Origin of the sequence: Mesorhizobium sp. ES1-1, from assembly GCF_020164785.1 — a bacterium.
Classification (GTDB): Bacteria; Pseudomonadota; Alphaproteobacteria; order Rhizobiales; family Rhizobiaceae; genus Mesorhizobium.
Genome location: NZ_JAIUGX010000002.1, coordinates 272,769 through 289,571 on the forward strand (window position 1 = coordinate 272,769; position 16,803 = coordinate 289,571).

Consider the following 16,803-nt stretch of genomic DNA (forward strand, 5'->3'; position numbering starts at 1 on the left):
GTCAGGCCGCGATGCCGAGCCCCAGCCTGTCGATCGCCAGCTTCCTGGTCGACACATAGTCGGTCTTGCCCGATCCCAGCACCGGGATCTCGTCCACCTTGATGATGTCGTTGGGCACCATCAGTTCGGCCGCACCGGCCTGCTTGCCGAATTTGCGAAGCTCGTCGGGGTTGGCATCGTCGGCAGTGGTCACCAGCACGATGCGCTCGCCGCGCCGCTTGTCCGGCACCGCGACAGCGGCATGGCGCTCTTCGGGCCACAGCGATTGAACCAGCATCTCCACCGCACCCAGCGACACCATCTCGCCGGCGATCTTGGCGAAGCGCTTGGCGCGGCCGCGAATGCTGATAAAGCCTTCTCGGTCGACCGCCACGATGTCGCCGGTGTCGTGCCAGCCGGTCAGCGGCTGCAATTCACCCGGCCGGTCCGCCGTCATGTATCCCAACATCAGGTTCGGTCCGTCGAGCCACAATTGGCCGGCATCGGCAATGCCTTCTACGGGTTCCAGTCTCATGCGCATGGCCGGCAGCAGTCGGCCAACGCTGCCGTCGCGACCATGGGACGCGGTGTTGACGGCAACCACGGGCGCTGCTTCTGTCAGCCCGTATCCCTCGATGATCTCCGCCTGGAAGCGTTCGCGATAGACGCGGCGGGTTTCCGGCTTCACCGCCTCGGCGCCGGCGACGACGAAGCGCAAGCTGGAAAAGTCGCCATCCTTTGCGGTACGGGCATAGTTGGCGAGGAACGTGTCGGTGCCGAACATGATGGTCGGCTTCACCTTCCGCGCGATCTCGGGAATGATTTTGTAGTGCAGGGGCGATGGATAGAGGAACAGCTTCACGCCGCTGACCAGTGGCAGGATGGTGCCGCCTGTAAGACCGAAGGAATGGAACACCGGCAAGACGTTGAGCAGGGTGTCGGCTGGGGAAATGGTGATCCGCGCCTCGGCCTGCATGGCATTGGCGAGCAGGTTCCTGTTCGACAGGACCACAGCCTTGGGCGTGCCTTCCGACCCGGATGTGAACAGGATCACCGCTGGTTTGGCGGCATCCTGCCGACGCAGCGGCCAGCGCCACAGCAGGGCGGCGGCTAGCTTTTCTAGCGCGGTGACGCTGGTCCGTACATCCTCCAGCCACAGAAGCTTGGCGCCGCCCGTTTCGACCGCCGCGACGATATCGGCAAGACCGGCTTTTTCGACGAAGGCACGCGAAGAGATGACTGTGCGGATGACGGCCGTCCGCACGGCTGCCGTGACGCTGGCGGGGCCGGCCGTGTAGTTGATCATGGCCGCCACTCGCCCCGCCGATAGAAGTCCGGTAAGCGACAGTACAACGCCATTGGCGTTGGGGAGCATGAGGCCGACGGCCTCGCCCGCGGCGGTCACCGCCTCGAAGCGTCGGCCCAGTATCCGCGAACCGATAAACATCTTACGATAGCTTAACGCGCCCGAGATGACGTCTTCGATGATCGGGTGCGAGGCCCCCGCTTTGGCCGCGGCATCGCGCATCGCCAAGAACAGGCCACGATCGAGGTCGGTGCCGAAAAGCCGCGCCTCGGCGACACGATCGAACAATGCATTGGTGTTCGACGCCTGACCCGGACTGCGTGCCGCCAGTTCGGCGATGGTCATCGGCTCCAGCACGCTGATAGACAATCGGGGAAACCATTGTGCCTTGCCTGCTGCTGTCAGCGAAACGGGCAGGCTGCGCGCTCCCGCAATGAAAATCGGCACGATCCGGGCGTCTGCCTGCATGGCGATGCGGGTGACGGCGCGAAACAGCCGGAAGGTTTTCACGTCAGGCTCGACCGCATCCGGCAAATAGACGGCGAGACGGCCCTTGCCCTTCAGCACACGCACCAGCCGCCGGCTGACGAAGACATGTTCGGCGTTGAAGGCAATGGTGCGGCCAAGTTCGCGCCAAGGTTCCAGCCAGGGCGACCGAGCCGAGACCTCGTCCAATATATGCAAAGTGTCGTCGGGCAGCAGCGACAGCATCAATGCAGGCTCGATGCGCGATTGATGCGAGATGACGTAGATGACAGGGAAGCGCGCCTTGCGGGCGATCGCGATGCGGCTGTCGCCGATCCGGTAGGCAAGCTTGAAGGGAACGTAAAGCAGCGCTTGCGTGAAGCGCAGGCCAAGGCGGAATTTCTCCACCACGCCTATCAGCAGCCAGGCCAGGACCAGACCCGCAAGCAGCGCCAGTGTCAGGATCATTGCCGCGTTTCTCCCAACGATTTTCGTCGTCGCGGCTCTGTGGCCGCTTCGGAGGGAGGGTAACGCAAGTGGGCGCGAGGTCAATGCGGAGCTTGTTGTCCCCCGGCGTGGCAATGGGAGACCGGCCCGGGCGCCGCCGGGTGGAACTGCCGGAAGCGCGACGTAGGTCAAATGATCCAGTCGCTTCTAGTCAGCGTAGCGATGCAATGCTCAACCCGGCTGGCTCCACCGTGGCAGGTAAGGTGATCGCTACGCGGCCTTCTGCCGGCCGCTGATGAAACGGAATTCCTGGGTCTTGCCGCCATAACCATAGGCAGCGGCGGGCACCTCATGCACGAAGGCATAGCTTTCCTCATGGACGCCCCCGAGCAGGCGGCCGAACGCCTCGAAGATTGCCTTGAGATAGGCTTCCAGCTCGAGCTTGGTGTTGGTGCCATCGACCACCTTGATGTCAAGCCAGAACGTGTTGGTGCCATGCTCGGCCAGCGACTTGCCGCCGGCGAACCAGTGTTGCGGATCGATGTAGGATACCGCCACCGCGGTGATCGTCGGATCCTTGCGCAGCAGCCTGGCGGTAATCTCGGTGATTTCCCCGGCGATGTCGGCGGAAAGGGCGGTGTCAGGCTTGTTGGTTAAGCTGATGTTGATGATGGGCATCTTCTTCTCCTTGGTTCGAGCGGCGTCCGATTGCCGATGAATAAACCATGGCACCGAAGTTAGATCAGAAAAATCGAATTGTATTAAAGCAAAGATTCGATACTATCGAATTATGGACACGTTGGACCCGGACCTGCTCAGGACATTCCTCGCCTTCGTCGACAGCGGCTCGCTGGCACAGGCGGCGTCACATGTCGGCCGTTCGCCCTCGGCTGTAACCGCTCAGATGCAAAGGCTGGAGGAGATCATCGGCGAGCCGCTGCTGGTAACACAGGGCAGGGGTCGTGGCCTGACGCCGGCCGGCGAGGACCTTGTCGCCCACGCCAGGCGCATCCTCGCTGTTCATCGTGAAGCGTGGTTGGCGCTGAAAGGAGCCCGGGCAGCCGGGCATGTTGCCATCGGCACGACGCAAGATTTCGCAGACAGCGGCTTACCTGAACTGCTGCGTGCCTTTGCCGCCAGTCATCCGCGCGTCAGGATCGAGCTGCGTGTCGGGCGCTCCGCCGAATTGGCGCAGGCGCTGCAGGGCGGCAGCCTCGATCTGGCGATCGTCATGCGCCACACGGCGGCACAGGACGAGGTCGGTATCCTGCGCGAGCCGATGATGTGGCTGTGTTCGCAACAAGGGCTGGCCGCGCAGGACGGCTTGCCGCTGGCTTTGCTCGATCCCTATTGCGGCTTTCGCGAAGCTGCGATTGCCGCGCTCGATGCGGCAGGCCGCCGCTATCGCATCGCCGCCGGTAGTGCCAGCCTGGCTGGGCTGCGAACAGCCGTAAATGCCGGTATCGCGCTGACACTGCGCACGGCGCGTTTTGCACATTCCGGTATCATTGAGGCGCCACGGGATTTCGACCTGCCGGCTGTGCCTCTTGCTGAGTTCGCCGTACGGTTGCGCGAGCAGGCCGATGCCCCTGCCAGAGACCTGGCTGCGCTCCTGAGGTCCAATCTTGCCTTGTCGACCACCTCAGCCTGAAATCAGGTGGTCCACCGCGACAGTTCAACGAACGGCAAAGAAAAAGCCGACCTTTCGGTCGGCTTGGGAGTAGGACGGGCCGAGGGGTTTGGGGGGACTTTGGGGGGGCCCGTCGCGCTATTAATCCGCCAAGCTACAGATGGTTCCATCGCGTACCACTTTTTTTAGAAAGAATTTGCAGCTGTCCTTTGTGAGCGAGCCACCAGCCAGTCGCGGCCTGCATGGGCGAACACCGCGCAAAGCACAATGACGCCGCCCAGCAGGCTGGCGGCCGGAGGAATCTCGCTCAGGAACAGGAATGCAAACAGGATGGCGAATGGTACTTCGGCGGAGCCAAGCAGGCCGGATTCGGCCGGGGGGATCAGCCGGGCGCCTTCCGTCCACAGGATCGAGGAGAGGGCGAAGCATGCCCCGAAGGTCGAGAGCAGAATGGCGTCCCTCGATGAAACCGCCAGGGGATCGGTGACGAACCAGCCGAGTATGAACAGCAGGAAGGCCGACACCGCGCCAGCCCACACCACTGGCGTGTCGCGGAAGGCGCGCACCATGATCATGTACAGCCCGCTGCCGATCGTCATCAGCAGCGCCAGCCCATCGCCGAACAGATTCCCGGTCCCGAAACCGGACCAAACCATGATGGCCACGCCACAGAGCGAGACGGCCGCAGCCACCATGGTCTGTAGGCGGAAAGGCTCACGCGTCAGAACCCAGGCCAGCAAAGCGGTGACAAAAGGGGCGGTGGCGTAAATGACGGCGACATTGGCAACGAAGGTGAATTTGAATGCCGAAATGAAGGCGATGCTGGCGAGAGCGCCTTCTACGGCCAGCAGCCAGCCGCGCCACCCCAGCCGCAGGCTCTCGCGTCCGTCCGACCGACGCCGCCGCCATAGAACGTAGAGCGTGATCAGGATCGAGCCGACAAAGCCGCGCCAGCAGATGATGGTCAGCGGGTCGGCATGGATCGATTTGGTCAGAACGCCGGTGAGCCCGAAGACCGCCGCCGATGACGACACCAGCAGAATGCCCAGCTTGCGTTCCGCGCTATCGGTGGTGATTCCAGTGTCGGGCATGCGCCAGCCTAATTCATTGGGTCATGACACCGTAGTGTCAGCAGGAGATCCCATCCACATCATAGCCGTTTGCGGAAATGCTCGGTGCCGACGATCAGCAGCCCGGCGACCACGATAAGCGCGGCGCCCACGAAAACTTCCCTGCGCGGCACGTCGCCCCAGATGGCAAAGCCGAGCGCGAACGCCCATAGCAGGGATGTGTATTCGAGAGGTGCCATAATCGACGCCGGGGTTCGTTTCATGCCTTCGAATAGAAGGTACTGCGCAAGGCCGCCGAACGCACCGACGCTGGCGAGCAGCAACAACTCGCCCCAGTTTGGCGTGTGCCACCACAACAGTGCCGGCACCGTGGAAAAGAGAAGGAAATAGAAATTGTTGAGGAGAAGCTGGATCATCGAGCGCTCCGCAAGGGCGGTCTTGCGCAGCAGCACGATAGCTATGCCCCACAAAAAGGCGGCTCCAAGTACCAGCAGCACTGGCAAGGACAGGCCAAGATGGGTCGGGTCGCAGGCAACAAAGACCCCGACGAAGCCGATCACGACCGCCAGCCAGCGTAGCAATGGTACCTTCTCGCCGAGCACAAAAACCGAAAGCACGGTGACGATGATCGGTGCCGCATAGTAGACGGTGGTTAGTTCGGCCAGCTGCAGGCTGCGCGCGGCGTTATAGTAACAAAGCCAGGCGGCGAGGGTGAAGGCACTCCGCAGCAGCATCGGCAAGACGATCCGCGAGCCAACCGCGTCCGCGAACAATCGCGGGCCGCCGATCGCCGCGCAGGCGCCGAGAATGGTGAGGCTGCGGAAGAACATGATCTGCCAGACACTCATGCCGGCAACCAGCAGTTTGATCGAAGCATCCTGGGTCGAAAACAGGAAATAGGCGCCGCCCGTCAGCAGGATTCCGGCGAGAACCCTTTCGCGTGTTTCGAGAATGGCGATGTCGGCCATAGGGCGCTCGACCAGGGTTGCGTAGCAAAGACGTGCTTGTCAGGCGCGGGTGAAGAAGGGCAGGCCCTCTGACAGAGCTATACGGTCGAAAGTCGTTGCAGCGCTACGCCAGCCCCGAGCTTGCGTTGGCGCAGGAGTCCGACAATCTTGCTTTGGTCAGGCCATCGGCTCTTATATCCGCAGGCCGTGCCTCTGCCGGCCCGACAGCGAAAAAAGGAGCGCAGATGGACGCCACGGGATTGAAAGCCATGCAGGCGCCGCTGAAGGAGGCTTACCGCAGCGACGCTTCGCGGGCCTTGGTCACGCTGAAGGCGAGGGGCTCGATCGATGGCCAGTCCGTCGCCTGCAAGGTGGAGACGGGCAGGGCGATCGCCATCGCCGGACTGCATCCGGCAACCGGCGGGTCGGGACTTGACCTCTGTTCGGGCGACATGCTGCTCGAAGCGTTGGTGGCATGCGCCGGGGTGACGCTCAAGGCGGTGGCCACGGCGCTCGACTTTAGGCTGGGCGCCGCCACGGTGGAGGCCGAGGGCGACCTCGACTTTCGCGGCACGCTCGGTGTCGCCAAAGAGGCGCCGGTTGGCTTTCAGGCCATCCGGCTCAATTTCAATCTCGACACTGACGAGCCGCAGGAGCGGATCGATTCCCTGCTGAAGCTGACCGAGCGCTATTGCGTGGTTTTCCAGACCATCAACCAGAAGCCCGAATTGACCGTGATGGCAAAGCGCTGAACCGCGATGAGATCCCCGGCCGATGGCCGCGGATCTCACTGCGCCTGATGGTTACTGCGCCGCCGGTTCTTCGGCATCGCCCTCGTCGGTGAAAGGCGAGGCGCTCGGCACGCACTGTACCGACCAACCGGCCGGTGTCGGCTGCTTCTGATATTCGGTGATGGCGGCGGTGCACTGTTCGCGCTTGTCGAAGGTGCTGGGCAGCACCACCATGCCGCCTTGCGGACCAGCGATTACCAGATACCAGACCAACGCTACGGTCGAAGCCATGGGGATTTCCTTGTTCTGCCCTTATGGGCGCTTGCTGGGGGAGTCGCTGCGATCTTATCAACTCCTCCGAAATGACGAAAGCATGACCGCCGAGCTGGCTTCCAGAAGGACTTCACAGCCGCGTGATAATTCCTCGCCCGTCCATTGACGGCAGCAATTTGGAGAGTTCCGGAATTCCCCGCGGGAAGGATATGATTATTCCGGCTGACGATAGGCGACGAAGCGATTGTGCTTGGCCTGAAAAATCAGTCCGGTCTCTTTCAAGTCTGCGCTGGCCAACGGCACGATGCGCTTGGCGATCTCGGAGGGGTGCGGAAGGGTCGTCGGGTCCTCGCCGGGCACAGCCTGAGCTCGCATCGCGGTACGGGTGGCGCCGGGGTCGGCGGCGTTGACGCGCAGGGCCAGGCTTTCCGTTTCATGCGCCCATGAGCGCATCATCGTTTCGACCGCTGCCTTGGACGCCGCGTAGGGAGCCCAGAATGCCCGAGCCGAATGGGCCGCGTTGGAAGACAGCAGAATGGCGCGGCCGGCGTCGGAAAGCCGCAGCAGCGGGTCCACCGAACGGATCAGCCGCCATGTCGAGGTGACGTTGATAGTCATCACCTTCTCGAAGGTCTTCGCCTCGACGTGTCCGATGGGCGAGATGACGCCGAGCACGCCGGCATTGGCGACGAGAATGTCGAGCTTGCCCCAGCGTTCGTGGATGGCGCCGCCCAGCCGGTCGATGCCGGCCATGTCGGCGAGGTCGAGTGGCACCAGCGTCGCCTGTCCGCCCGCCGCCTTGATCTGGTCGTCAAGCTCCTCCAGCCCACCAACGGTTCGCGCAACCGCGATGACGTGAGCACCGGCAGCGGCCAGTTCCTTGGCAATGAAGTAACCGATGCCGCGCGAGGCGCCGGTGACGACCGCAACGCGGCCGGTAAGGTCGAGGGTCATGCGCGAATTTCCGTGAGGAGGTCTGGCCTAAGCGCCGCTTGTCGCAAGCAGCGATAGCGTGCGCACATTGTCGTGGCCTTCGAAGTCGAGCAGCCGGGTCGGGTACTGGCCGGTGAAACAGGCATCGCAGAATTGCGGCTGGTCGTTGTCGCGGCTCGCTTCGCCGACGGCGCGATACAGCCCGTCTATGGTGAGGAAGCCAAGCGAATCGACGCGGATGAACTCGGCCATCTCTTCGATCGACATGCGCGATGCCAGCAGCTTCGACTTTTCCGGCGTGTCGACGCCATAGAAGCAGGAGGCGCGCGTCGGCGGCGAAGCGATGCGCATATGCACTTCCTTGGCGCCGGCGTCGCGAACCATCTGCACGATCTTCTGGCTGGTGGTGCCGCGCACGATGCTGTCGTCGACCAGCACCACGCGCTTGCCTTCGATCATCCGGCGATTGGCATTGTGCTTCAGCTTGACGCCCATGTGGCGGATCGAGTCGCCGGGCTGGATGAAGGTGCGGCCGACATAGTGATTGCGGATGATGCCGAGTTCGAAGGGGATGCCGGCTGCCTGGCTGAACCCGATCGCCGCCGGGGTGCCGGAATCCGGCACCGGCACGACGATGTCGGCTTCTACCGGGCTTTCCTGCGCCAGCTCGGAGCCGATGCGCTTGCGCACCTCATAGACATTGCGGCCTTCGACCGAGGAATCCGGCCGCGCGAAATAGACATATTCGAAGATGCAAAAACGCGTCTTCTGGGCCTCGAAGGGAAACAGGCTCTCAATGCCCTTGGCGGTGACGACCACCATCTCGCCGGGCTTCAAGTCACGCACGAAACGCGCGCCGATGATGTCGAGCGCGCAGGTTTCGGAGGCGAGGATCCAAGCGCCATCCAGGTCGCCGAGGACCAGGGGACGGATCCCGAGCGGATCGCGGCACCCGATCATCTTCTTGGCCGTCATCGCTACCAGCGAGAACGCACCCTCGACCTGCCGCACCGCGTCGATGAAGCGCGCGTTGAGGTCGCGCTCCTTGCTGGTTGCAACAAGGTGGAGAAGCGTCTCGGTATCGGAGGTGGACGAGAAGATAGCGCCCTGCTTCTGCAAAGCCCGTTGCACGGTCATCGCATTGGTGAGGTTGCCATTGTGGGCGACGGCAAATCCGCCATCGGCGAGTTCCGCGAAGAAGGGTTGGATGTTGCGCATGCCGGCGCCGCCGGTGGTGGCATAGCGCGTGTGGCCGATGGCGCGGTTGCCCTGCAAGCTGTCGATGACACGCTGCTTGGTGAAGGTGTCGCCGATCAGGCCGACATGACGTTCGACATGGAACTGGGTACCATCGTAGGAAACGATGCCTGCTGCTTCCTGGCCGCGATGCTGCAGCGCATGCAAGCCCAGCGTGACGATGGCGGCCGCATCCTGCCGGCCGAAAATGCCGAACACGCCGCATTCGTCATGGAAGTGGTCGTCGGCCTCTGCGGAAAGCACGTCGTCTGCGTCTGCCATCTTAAGCTCCGCTAAAATCGCCATATAGTGCGGGTTCGCATCGAAAGCAACGCGCGCCGTACCGCCGTTCACATGATCGTCAATCCTGACGTCAGTTTGCCGGCGCTGGATTGGCCGGCGCGCTGTCGGCCGGAGGCGTCGTCGTGTCACTGTCGTCGGGCGCCGGTGTGCTGCCATCGTCGTTACCCGCGGGAGCGTCCGCCGCCGGAGCGTCAGGAGCCACGGGCGTCTCGGCGGCAGGCTGAGGGCTCAGCTTCTTGAGGATTGCGTTTTCGGGATCCTCGGGCAGCAGGCTTTCGAGCTTGGCGCCTATCGATTCGAGCAATGGACGAGACTTGGCCTCCGTCACCCAAGCCGGCGCCTTGGCGCCAGCCAGCCAGTTGAAGAACAATAGGGCTACGGCAACGACCAGTACGCCGCGCGCCGCGCCGTAGAGGAAACCCAGCGTGCGGTCGAGCGCGCCGATCCTGGAATCGATGATCCAGTCGGCCAGCTTCATGGTGATGACGGAAACGATGATCAGGGCGAGGATGAAGACGATGCCGGCGGAAGCCGCCATGGCGATCTTTTCATTGTCGACGTAAGGCGTGAGGTAAGGCAGGACCGGCTTGTAGAAGAAGAAAGCCGCCGCCGCCGCCGCCGCCCAGGAGATGACCGATAGAACCTCGCGCGAGAAGCCGCGAACCATGGCGAGCATCGCCGAGACCAGGGTGAAGCCGACCAGAATTCCGTCAAGCAGCGTAATTGGCATGTCTTTCGCCCCACTCCATCAGCCGCGTCAGTCCTGCTCGTCCACGCGGCTTCGGCGGGAGCCGGCTATGCGTGCCACGAGGTCCGCAAGCTCGGTCGGCTGGAAAGCGCCGGCCCCGATCCCCCCCGACCCGTTGGCACCAACAAGTTCCTCGCTGCCCAAGGGCAGCACCGCGCTTCCAAACCCCAGCTTTTCGGCTTCCTTGAGGCGCTGCTGCGCATGCGCAACCGGCCTCACCGCGCCAGAAAGGCTGATTTCGCCGAAATAGACGCAATCGGCGGGAAGGGCAAGACCGGTGAGGGAGGAAACCAGGGCCGCGGCTACCGCCAGATCGGCCGCCGGCTCCGAGATGCGGTAGCCGCCGGCGACGTTGAGATAGACGTCATGGCTGCCGAAGCGCACGCCGCAATGGGCCTCCAGAACGGCGAGGATCATCGACAACCGGGCGCCGTCCCAGCCGACGACGGCGCGGCGCGGCGTGCCGAGAGAGGAGGGCGCGACCAGCGCCTGGATCTCGACCAGCACCGGTCTTGTGCCTTCCATGCCGGCGAAGACCGCCGCACCCGGCGATTTGGCGTGGCGCTCGCCGAGGAAGAGTTCGGATGGATTGGCGACTTCGCGCAGACCTTTGTCCGACATTTCGAAGACGCCGATCTCGTCGGTCGGTCCGAAGCGGTTCTTCACGGTGCGCAGGATCCGATAATGATGGCCGCCTTCGCCTTCGAAATAGAGCACGGCGTCGACCATGTGTTCGACCACCCGCGGCCCGGCGATCTGGCCCTCCTTGGTGACATGACCGACCAGGACGATCGCTGCGCCTGTAGATTTTGCATAGCGGATCATCGCCTGGGCTGCCGCGCGCACCTGCGTGACGGTGCCCGGTGCCGAATCGGCGAGGTCGGTCCATAGCGTCTGGATCGAATCGAGAATCACCAGGTCGGGCCGCTTGCCGTCGGCGATCGTGGCGAGGATGTCCTCGACATTGGTTTCGGCGGCAAGTTCCACCGGCGCCGAGGCAACGCCCAGCCGCTGGGCACGCAGCCTGATCTGCGCCACCGCCTCTTCGCCTGAGACATAGACGATGCGATGGCCCTGCGAAGCCAGCGCGGCGGCGGCCTGGGTGAGCAGCGTCGATTTGCCGATGCCGGGATCGCCGCCGACCAGCAGCGCCGAGCCGCGCACGAAGCCGCCCCCGGTGGCGCGATCGAGTTCGCCTATGCCCGAGATGATGCGCGGTGCGTCCTCGATGTCGCCCGACAGCGTGGTGAGCACCACAGGTCGGCCCTTGCGCGCATTCCGCGTGTTGGCGGGGCCGGAGCCGATGCCCCCGGAAGTCCCTTCCTCGACCAGCGTGTTCCACTCGCCGCAGGCATCGCATTTGCCGGCCCAGCGCTGATGCACGGAGCCGCAATTCTGGCAGATGAACTGGACGCGCGATTTGGCCATCAGACGGGTCCGGCCTGCAATTCGACGATCCTAGGTGCGGATCCAGCCCGCCCTGCTTGCAAGCGGGATGTCCGGCAGGGCCGAAGACAGAATGACGGAGCGCGACTTTGGGTCAAAAAGCTACTCGAACCTTTCGGCGATATGGTGCTCTTCCGCGAGATCGGAGAAGCGCGTGAATTCGCCCTGGAAGGCGAGCGTGACGGATCCTGTCGGTCCATGACGCTGCTTGGCGACGATGACCTCGGCCTTGCCGCGCATCTCGTTCATCTCGTTCTCCCACTTGACATAGTCCTCGGTGCCAAGCTTCGGCTCGCGGTTCTTGAGGTAATATTCCTCGCGGTAGACGAACATCACCACGTCGGCGTCCTGCTCGATCGAGCCGGACTCGCGAAGGTCCGAGAGCTGCGGGCGCTTGTCGTCGCGGCTTTCGACCTGACGCGACAGCTGCGATAGAGCGATGATCGGCACGGCCAGTTCCTTGGCCAGCGCCTTCAGCCCGGTGGTGATCTCGGTGATTTCCTGCACCCGGTTCTGCGACGACTTGGCGCTCGAACCCTGCATCAGCTGGATATAGTCGATGACGATCAGGTCGAGGCCACGCTGGCGCTTCAGCCGCCGGGCGCGGGCCGAGAGCTGGGCAATCGAGATGCCGCCGGTCTGGTCGATGAAGAGAGGGATCTTCTGCATGGTCTGCGAACAGGCGACCAGCTTTTCGAAGTCCATCTCCGTGATCTCACCGCGGCGGATCTTCGAGGAGGAGATCTCCGTCTGTTCGGAAATGATGCGGGTAGCAAGCTGTTCGGACGACATTTCCAGCGAGAAGAAGCCGACGACCCCGCCATTGGCGGCCTTGAACGAACCATCGGCCTGCTGAGCCGGCACATAGGCCTCCGCGATGTTGAAGGCGATGTTGGTGGCAAGCGACGTCTTGCCCATGCCGGGGCGTCCGGCGATGATGATCAGGTCGGACGCCTGCAGGCCGCCCATGCGGCGGTCGAGGTCGCGCATCCCGGTGGCGAGGCCAGACAGATGGCCGTCGCGCATATAGGCGGCGTTGGCCATGTCGACGGCCGTCTTGACGGCGTCGGTGAAGCTTTCGAAGCCGCCATCGTAACGCCCGGTCTCGGCCAGTTCGAACAGGCGGCGTTCGGCATCCTCGATCTGCTCGGAGGGCGACATGTCGACCGGGGCGTCATAGGCGATGTTGACCATGTCTTCGCCTACGGTGATCAGCGCGCGCCGTGTCGCCAGATCATAGATGGCGCGGCCATAATCGGTGGCGTTGACGACCGTGACGGCTTCCACCGCCAGCCGCACGACATATTGCGCGACGGTCATGTCGCCGACTTTCTCGTCGGCGGGAAGGAAGGTCTTGAGCGTGATCGGCGTCGCGACCTTACCCATCCTTATGAGTTCGGCCGCGACCTCGAAGATCTTCCGGTGCAGCGGTTCGTAGAAATGACCCGCCTTGAGGAAATCGGAGACGCGGTAGAAGGCATCGTTGTTGACAAGGATCGCGCCAAGCAGGGCTTGCTCGGCCTCGATGTTATTCGGCGCCTCGCGATAAAGCGGTGTTTCCGCGATGCCGAATTTTCGCGCTGCTTCAGCCATGATGTCCCCATTCCCGGTCTCGCCTTCCGATATCAGAACGAGACGAGCAGGTGCTGACCTTTCTGCATCACCCCATACCCAAACGGCGTTGATGCCCGTTGTTCACAGGGATCGGGCGACCGTCCACAGCAGAGTGCTGGAGCGGCCGGATTCCAGTTGACTCAGCAAGCGGCGATTCTTACGTGAGCCATAAGAACGAAGCAAGAACAATCTACGGCCAGCTAGGGGTTACCTCCAATGTATCTCCCCAATTCAGACGCCGCGCGGCCTTGAACAGCTCGCCGTCGCGCTTGGTGAACAGTTTTTCCTTGGCGGTGCCGTTCTCTTCGCAAAGCTTGAGCAAGACCTTCCCAGATCCCGATTTCGGCGGCGCTAGTACACGGGACGAACGCAAGGCAGCGGGCTGACGCGAGGCGGCGACAAAGATGAATTTCTCGTCTTCCCACGGCATTTCGGCATCCTTGGCCAACCGATGCAGGCGCGAGCGGGCCACACGCCGGGCGAAATGGCACCAGTCGGGGGGCGCCAACGGGCAGGCCGCTTCATGCGGGCACGGCGCCAGCACATGCGCGCCGGCCTCGATCAGCTGCGCGCGAACGGCCAGGATGCGTTGCCAACCGGCGGGCGTACCTGGCTCGACGACCAACAGCGTGTTGGCGGTAAGCTGCCAGAGTTGCGCGACAAGTTTCGGCAGGGAAGCGGGCACGATCTCGTCGAGCACATAGGCGCAGGTCACCAGGTCGGCCGGTTTGAGCGCGGCCAGATCGATGGTGGCGTCGCCGGCCAGCCAGGTGATCTCCGCGGCAATCGCATCAACCGCCAGCATCTCGCCAACCTTGCGCACCGCCGCGCTGGCTTCGAGCAGAACCGCCTGTTCGAGGTCAGGCCACAGATCCGTGCTGGCCCAAAGCACCGTGCCGGGGCCGGCGCCGATATCGAGCAGGCTTTTTGGCAAGAAGTCTGGCCGAGCCTCGTTCAGTGCGTCGAGGCTGGCGCGAATGGCGGCATAGGTCGCCGGCAGCCGCGTCGCAAGATAGGCCTGCACGGCCTGATCCTGCGCCATGTGCAGGCGACCGTCGCGCGTTTCCGCCCGATAGCGGTCGGAGAGCGTCTTCGCCGCGCGCTTCAGGGAGGAGAGCGGAATGTTCTCCAGCAGGCGCTCGACGCCCTGGCGAAGCGAGGCTGGCAGTTCCACGGGTCAGGCTCCCCGTGGGGCGAGCAGGATCACCGACGCGCCGACGATGCAAAGCGTGCCACCGGCAAGGTCCCAGCGGTCGGGGCGCACGCCTTCCACCACCCACAGCCAGCAGAGCGACGCCGCGATGTAGATGCCGCCATAGGCCGCATAGGCGCGCCCAGCGGCACTGACATCGACCAGCGCAAGCAGAAATCCGAACGTGGCTAGGCAGGCGAGGCCGGGCAGTAGCCACATCGGCGACTTTTCCAGCCGCCACCACGCCCAGAATGAAAAGCAACCGGCGATCTCGGCCAGCGCGGCGGTGGCGTAGAGGAGATAAGTCATGAAAAGAGCCTCGCGATCACGAGGCTCTTTTCATGGCATCGGCCGGCAATGGCAAGCGGCAATGCTATTCCGGGTCGGCTACCCTGCGGCGGCGGGTTGGCTTGGCTGGGTTCTTTTTGACCGGGGCCGTTTCCCGGTGTCCCATGTCGCGCATCTCGAGCGCTTTTTCACATTTGCCCATGTAGTCTCGCGTGACAGGCAACGTATCGTTCTTCTTGGCGATCTGAATCTGGAAGATAACCAGGTCCTGCCAGCGGAAGGCGGCTTCGGAAGCCGCCAGGTAGAACTCCCACATACGGCAGAAGCGCTCGTCATAGATCGCTTTCGCCTTGTCGCGGTTTGCGGCGAAGCGCTCGCCCCAATGCTTGAGCGTATCGGCATAATGCAGGCGAAGGATCTCGATGTCGGTGACGACAAGGCCCGACTTCTCGATCGCCGGCATGACCTCCGACAGGGAGGGGATGTAACCGCCGGGGAAGATGTATTTGCGGATGAAGGCGCTCGTCGCCCACGGCACGCCCGAGCGGCCGATCGTGTGCAGCAGCATGACGCCGTCCGGCTTCAGCAGCGTGGCGCTCTTGTCGAAGAAGGTGCGGAAATGGTTGACGCCGACATGCTCGAACATGCCGACCGAGACGATGCGGTCGAACCGCTCGTTGAGCTCGCGATAGTCCTTGAGCTCGAAATGCACGCGGCTTTCCAACCCTTGCGCATGCGCCCGGTCGGTGGCGACGCCATGCTGTTCGGTCGACAGCGTCACCCCTTGCACGTCGACGTCGAACGCCTTGGCGAGATAAAGCCCAAGCCCACCCCAGCCCGAGCCGATGTCGAGCACGGTCTGGCCGGCCTTCAACCTGAGCTTGGCTGCGATGTGGCGTTTCTTGGCCGCCTGAGCCTCCTCGAGCGTCATGTCCGGCTGCTCGAAATAGGCGCAGGAATATTGCATGTCCTCGTCGAGGAAGAGCCTGTAGAGATCGCCCGACAAATCATAGTGGCGCTGCACGTTGCGGCGCGAACGCGCCGCGGTGTTGATCTGCTGCAGTCGCCGTAAGGCATGGCGCAGGCCCTCGATGGCTTTCGACCATGTAGCGTCGATGCCACCGCTGCCCATGTTCTGAAAAGCGATGCGCATCAGCCCGAGCACGCCGCCTTCGAGGATATCCAGTTCGCCATCCATGTAGGATTCCGGCACAGCCAGCATCGGATCTAAGGTTATGGCGCGCTCGGCATGCCTGGTCTTGATGTGCAGATGCACCGGCTCGCCGCTGCCGTCGCCGAACACGTTCGTCGAGCCCTTCGGTCCGGTGACTTTGAGATTGCCCGTGCGCACCAGGCGGTCGAGAACGCGCGACAGCAGGATATTCATGACCAAATGTCCCCTCTCGGTCAGACAGGTTGGCTATTCTGCATCAATATGTAGGGTTTCGGAAAGTTCCTTTTGGCACAAAATGCCCGGATCGTGCGACCCGGGCATTGGTCCAGAGTGACTGGAAGTGACAACAGATGGAGCGTCGACGTGGCGCTCCGGTCTGGCGATCAGGCGTCGTCCTCGTCGCCGCCGAACTCGGTGTTCGGATCGAAGAAGTTCTCCGGCCGCGCATTGTCGTTGATGTCGTCGCCATAGATGGCTTCGGCCGTCGTCAGCGTCTCGCCCTTGGCCTGGCGCTCGGCTTCCTCGGCCGTGCGGGCGATATTGAGCGTGATCGTGACTTCGACTTCCGGATGCAGCGCGATCGCCACATTGGTGACACCGATGGTCTTGATCGGCTGGTTGAGCAGGATCTGGTTGCGGTTGACCGTAAAGCCTTCGGCCGTCAGCAGGTCGGCGATGTCGCGCGTCGAGACGGAACCGTAGAGCTGCCCGGTTTCACCGGCGGAGCGAACGGCGATGAAGCTCTTGCCGTCGAGCTTCTCGGCGACTTGGCCGGCTTCCGACTTGCGCTCCAGATTGCGGGCTTCGAGCTGGGCGCGCTGGCCTTCGAACTTTTTCTTGTTGGACTCGTTTGCACGCAGCGCCTTGCCCTGCGGCAAGAGGAAGTTGCGGGCGAAGCCGTCCTTGACCTTGACGGTATCGCCCATCTGGCCGAGGCGCGATACGCGCTCGAGAAGAATGACGTCCATGGTTTTGTTCCTTCGGTTGAGCGTGATCGGGGATCGACGCCGAGTATCTTTGG

General features: G+C 63.2%; 16 protein-coding genes. 2 read left to right on the forward strand and 14 right to left on the reverse strand.

What is annotated here, in order from left to right:
* Position 1: 1 nt before the first annotated feature.
* Positions 2 to 2,218, reverse strand: a complete 2,217-nt coding sequence (locus LB513_RS04050) for an AMP-binding protein (protein ID WP_224662182.1) — start codon at positions 2,216 to 2,218, stop codon at positions 2 to 4.
* Positions 2,219 to 2,467: 249 nt separating this feature from the next.
* Positions 2,468 to 2,875: a tautomerase family protein gene (locus tag LB513_RS04055; protein WP_224662183.1), complete on the reverse strand. Its 408-nt coding sequence runs from the start codon at positions 2,873 to 2,875 to the stop codon at positions 2,468 to 2,470.
* Positions 2,876 to 2,987: 112 nt separating this feature from the next.
* On the opposite strand from LB513_RS04055, the gene LB513_RS04060 reads away from it, so the two are divergent.
* The gene (locus LB513_RS04060; protein WP_224662184.1) at positions 2,988 to 3,848 is read left to right on the forward strand and encodes a LysR substrate-binding domain-containing protein; all 861 of its coding nucleotides are present in this window, start codon (positions 2,988 to 2,990) and stop codon (positions 3,846 to 3,848) included.
* A gap of 164 nt (positions 3,849 to 4,012) precedes the next feature.
* On the opposite strand, the gene LB513_RS04065 is transcribed toward LB513_RS04060, so the two are convergent.
* A complete protein-coding gene (locus LB513_RS04065) occupies positions 4,013 to 4,918 on the reverse strand; it encodes a DMT family transporter (protein ID WP_224662185.1) in 906 nt (301 codons plus the stop codon).
* Between the two features lie 59 nt (positions 4,919 to 4,977).
* On the reverse strand, positions 4,978 to 5,865 hold the full coding sequence (locus LB513_RS04070; RefSeq protein ID WP_224662186.1) for a DMT family transporter: 888 nt from the start codon (positions 5,863 to 5,865) through the stop codon (positions 4,978 to 4,980).
* 224 nt (positions 5,866 to 6,089) lie between these two features.
* Here LB513_RS04070 and LB513_RS04075 point away from each other — a divergent pair, with 224 nt between their 5' ends.
* Positions 6,090 to 6,596 (forward strand): OsmC family protein, encoded by a 507-nt coding sequence (locus LB513_RS04075; RefSeq protein ID WP_224662187.1) that lies wholly within the window; start codon positions 6,090 to 6,092, stop codon positions 6,594 to 6,596.
* Between the two features lie 51 nt (positions 6,597 to 6,647).
* Here the strand turns inward: LB513_RS04075 and LB513_RS04080 are convergent, their stop codons facing one another.
* The 10 genes from LB513_RS04080 to rplI all read right to left on the reverse strand — a co-directional run bounded on the left by LB513_RS04080 (position 6,648) and on the right by rplI (position 16,750).
* Positions 6,648 to 6,866: a hypothetical protein gene (locus LB513_RS04080; RefSeq protein ID WP_224662188.1), complete on the reverse strand. Its 219-nt coding sequence runs from the start codon at positions 6,864 to 6,866 to the stop codon at positions 6,648 to 6,650.
* A gap of 195 nt (positions 6,867 to 7,061) precedes the next feature.
* Positions 7,062 to 7,802: an SDR family NAD(P)-dependent oxidoreductase gene (locus LB513_RS04085; RefSeq protein ID WP_224662189.1), complete on the reverse strand. Its 741-nt coding sequence runs from the start codon at positions 7,800 to 7,802 to the stop codon at positions 7,062 to 7,064.
* Positions 7,803 to 7,829: 27 nt separating this feature from the next.
* Complete coding sequence (gene purF, locus LB513_RS04090; protein ID WP_224662190.1) at positions 7,830 to 9,299, reverse strand: amidophosphoribosyltransferase; 1,470 nt, start codon at positions 9,297 to 9,299, stop codon at positions 7,830 to 7,832.
* A 91-nt stretch (positions 9,300 to 9,390) separates the two neighbouring features.
* Positions 9,391 to 10,050 (reverse strand): CvpA family protein, encoded by a 660-nt coding sequence (locus tag LB513_RS04095; protein ID WP_224662191.1) that lies wholly within the window; start codon positions 10,048 to 10,050, stop codon positions 9,391 to 9,393.
* A gap of 27 nt (positions 10,051 to 10,077) precedes the next feature.
* On the reverse strand, positions 10,078 to 11,496 hold the full coding sequence (radA, locus tag LB513_RS04100; protein WP_224662192.1) for a DNA repair protein RadA: 1,419 nt from the start codon (positions 11,494 to 11,496) through the stop codon (positions 10,078 to 10,080).
* 120 nt (positions 11,497 to 11,616) lie between these two features.
* Positions 11,617 to 13,107, reverse strand: coding sequence for a replicative DNA helicase (locus LB513_RS04105; protein ID WP_224662193.1), 1,491 nt, complete (start codon positions 13,105 to 13,107; stop codon positions 11,617 to 11,619).
* Between the two features lie 211 nt (positions 13,108 to 13,318).
* Positions 13,319 to 14,302, reverse strand: coding sequence for a small ribosomal subunit Rsm22 family protein (locus LB513_RS04110; protein ID WP_224662194.1), 984 nt, complete (start codon positions 14,300 to 14,302; stop codon positions 13,319 to 13,321).
* A gap of 3 nt (positions 14,303 to 14,305) precedes the next feature.
* Complete coding sequence (locus tag LB513_RS04115; RefSeq protein ID WP_224662195.1) at positions 14,306 to 14,629, reverse strand: YnfA family protein; 324 nt, start codon at positions 14,627 to 14,629, stop codon at positions 14,306 to 14,308.
* A 64-nt stretch (positions 14,630 to 14,693) separates the two neighbouring features.
* Positions 14,694 to 15,995: an SAM-dependent methyltransferase gene (locus LB513_RS04120; RefSeq protein WP_224662196.1), complete on the reverse strand. Its 1,302-nt coding sequence runs from the start codon at positions 15,993 to 15,995 to the stop codon at positions 14,694 to 14,696.
* 170 nt (positions 15,996 to 16,165) lie between these two features.
* Positions 16,166 to 16,750, reverse strand: a complete 585-nt coding sequence (gene rplI, locus LB513_RS04125; RefSeq protein ID WP_224662197.1) for a 50S ribosomal protein L9 — start codon at positions 16,748 to 16,750, stop codon at positions 16,166 to 16,168.
* Positions 16,751 to 16,803 lie beyond the last annotated feature (53 nt).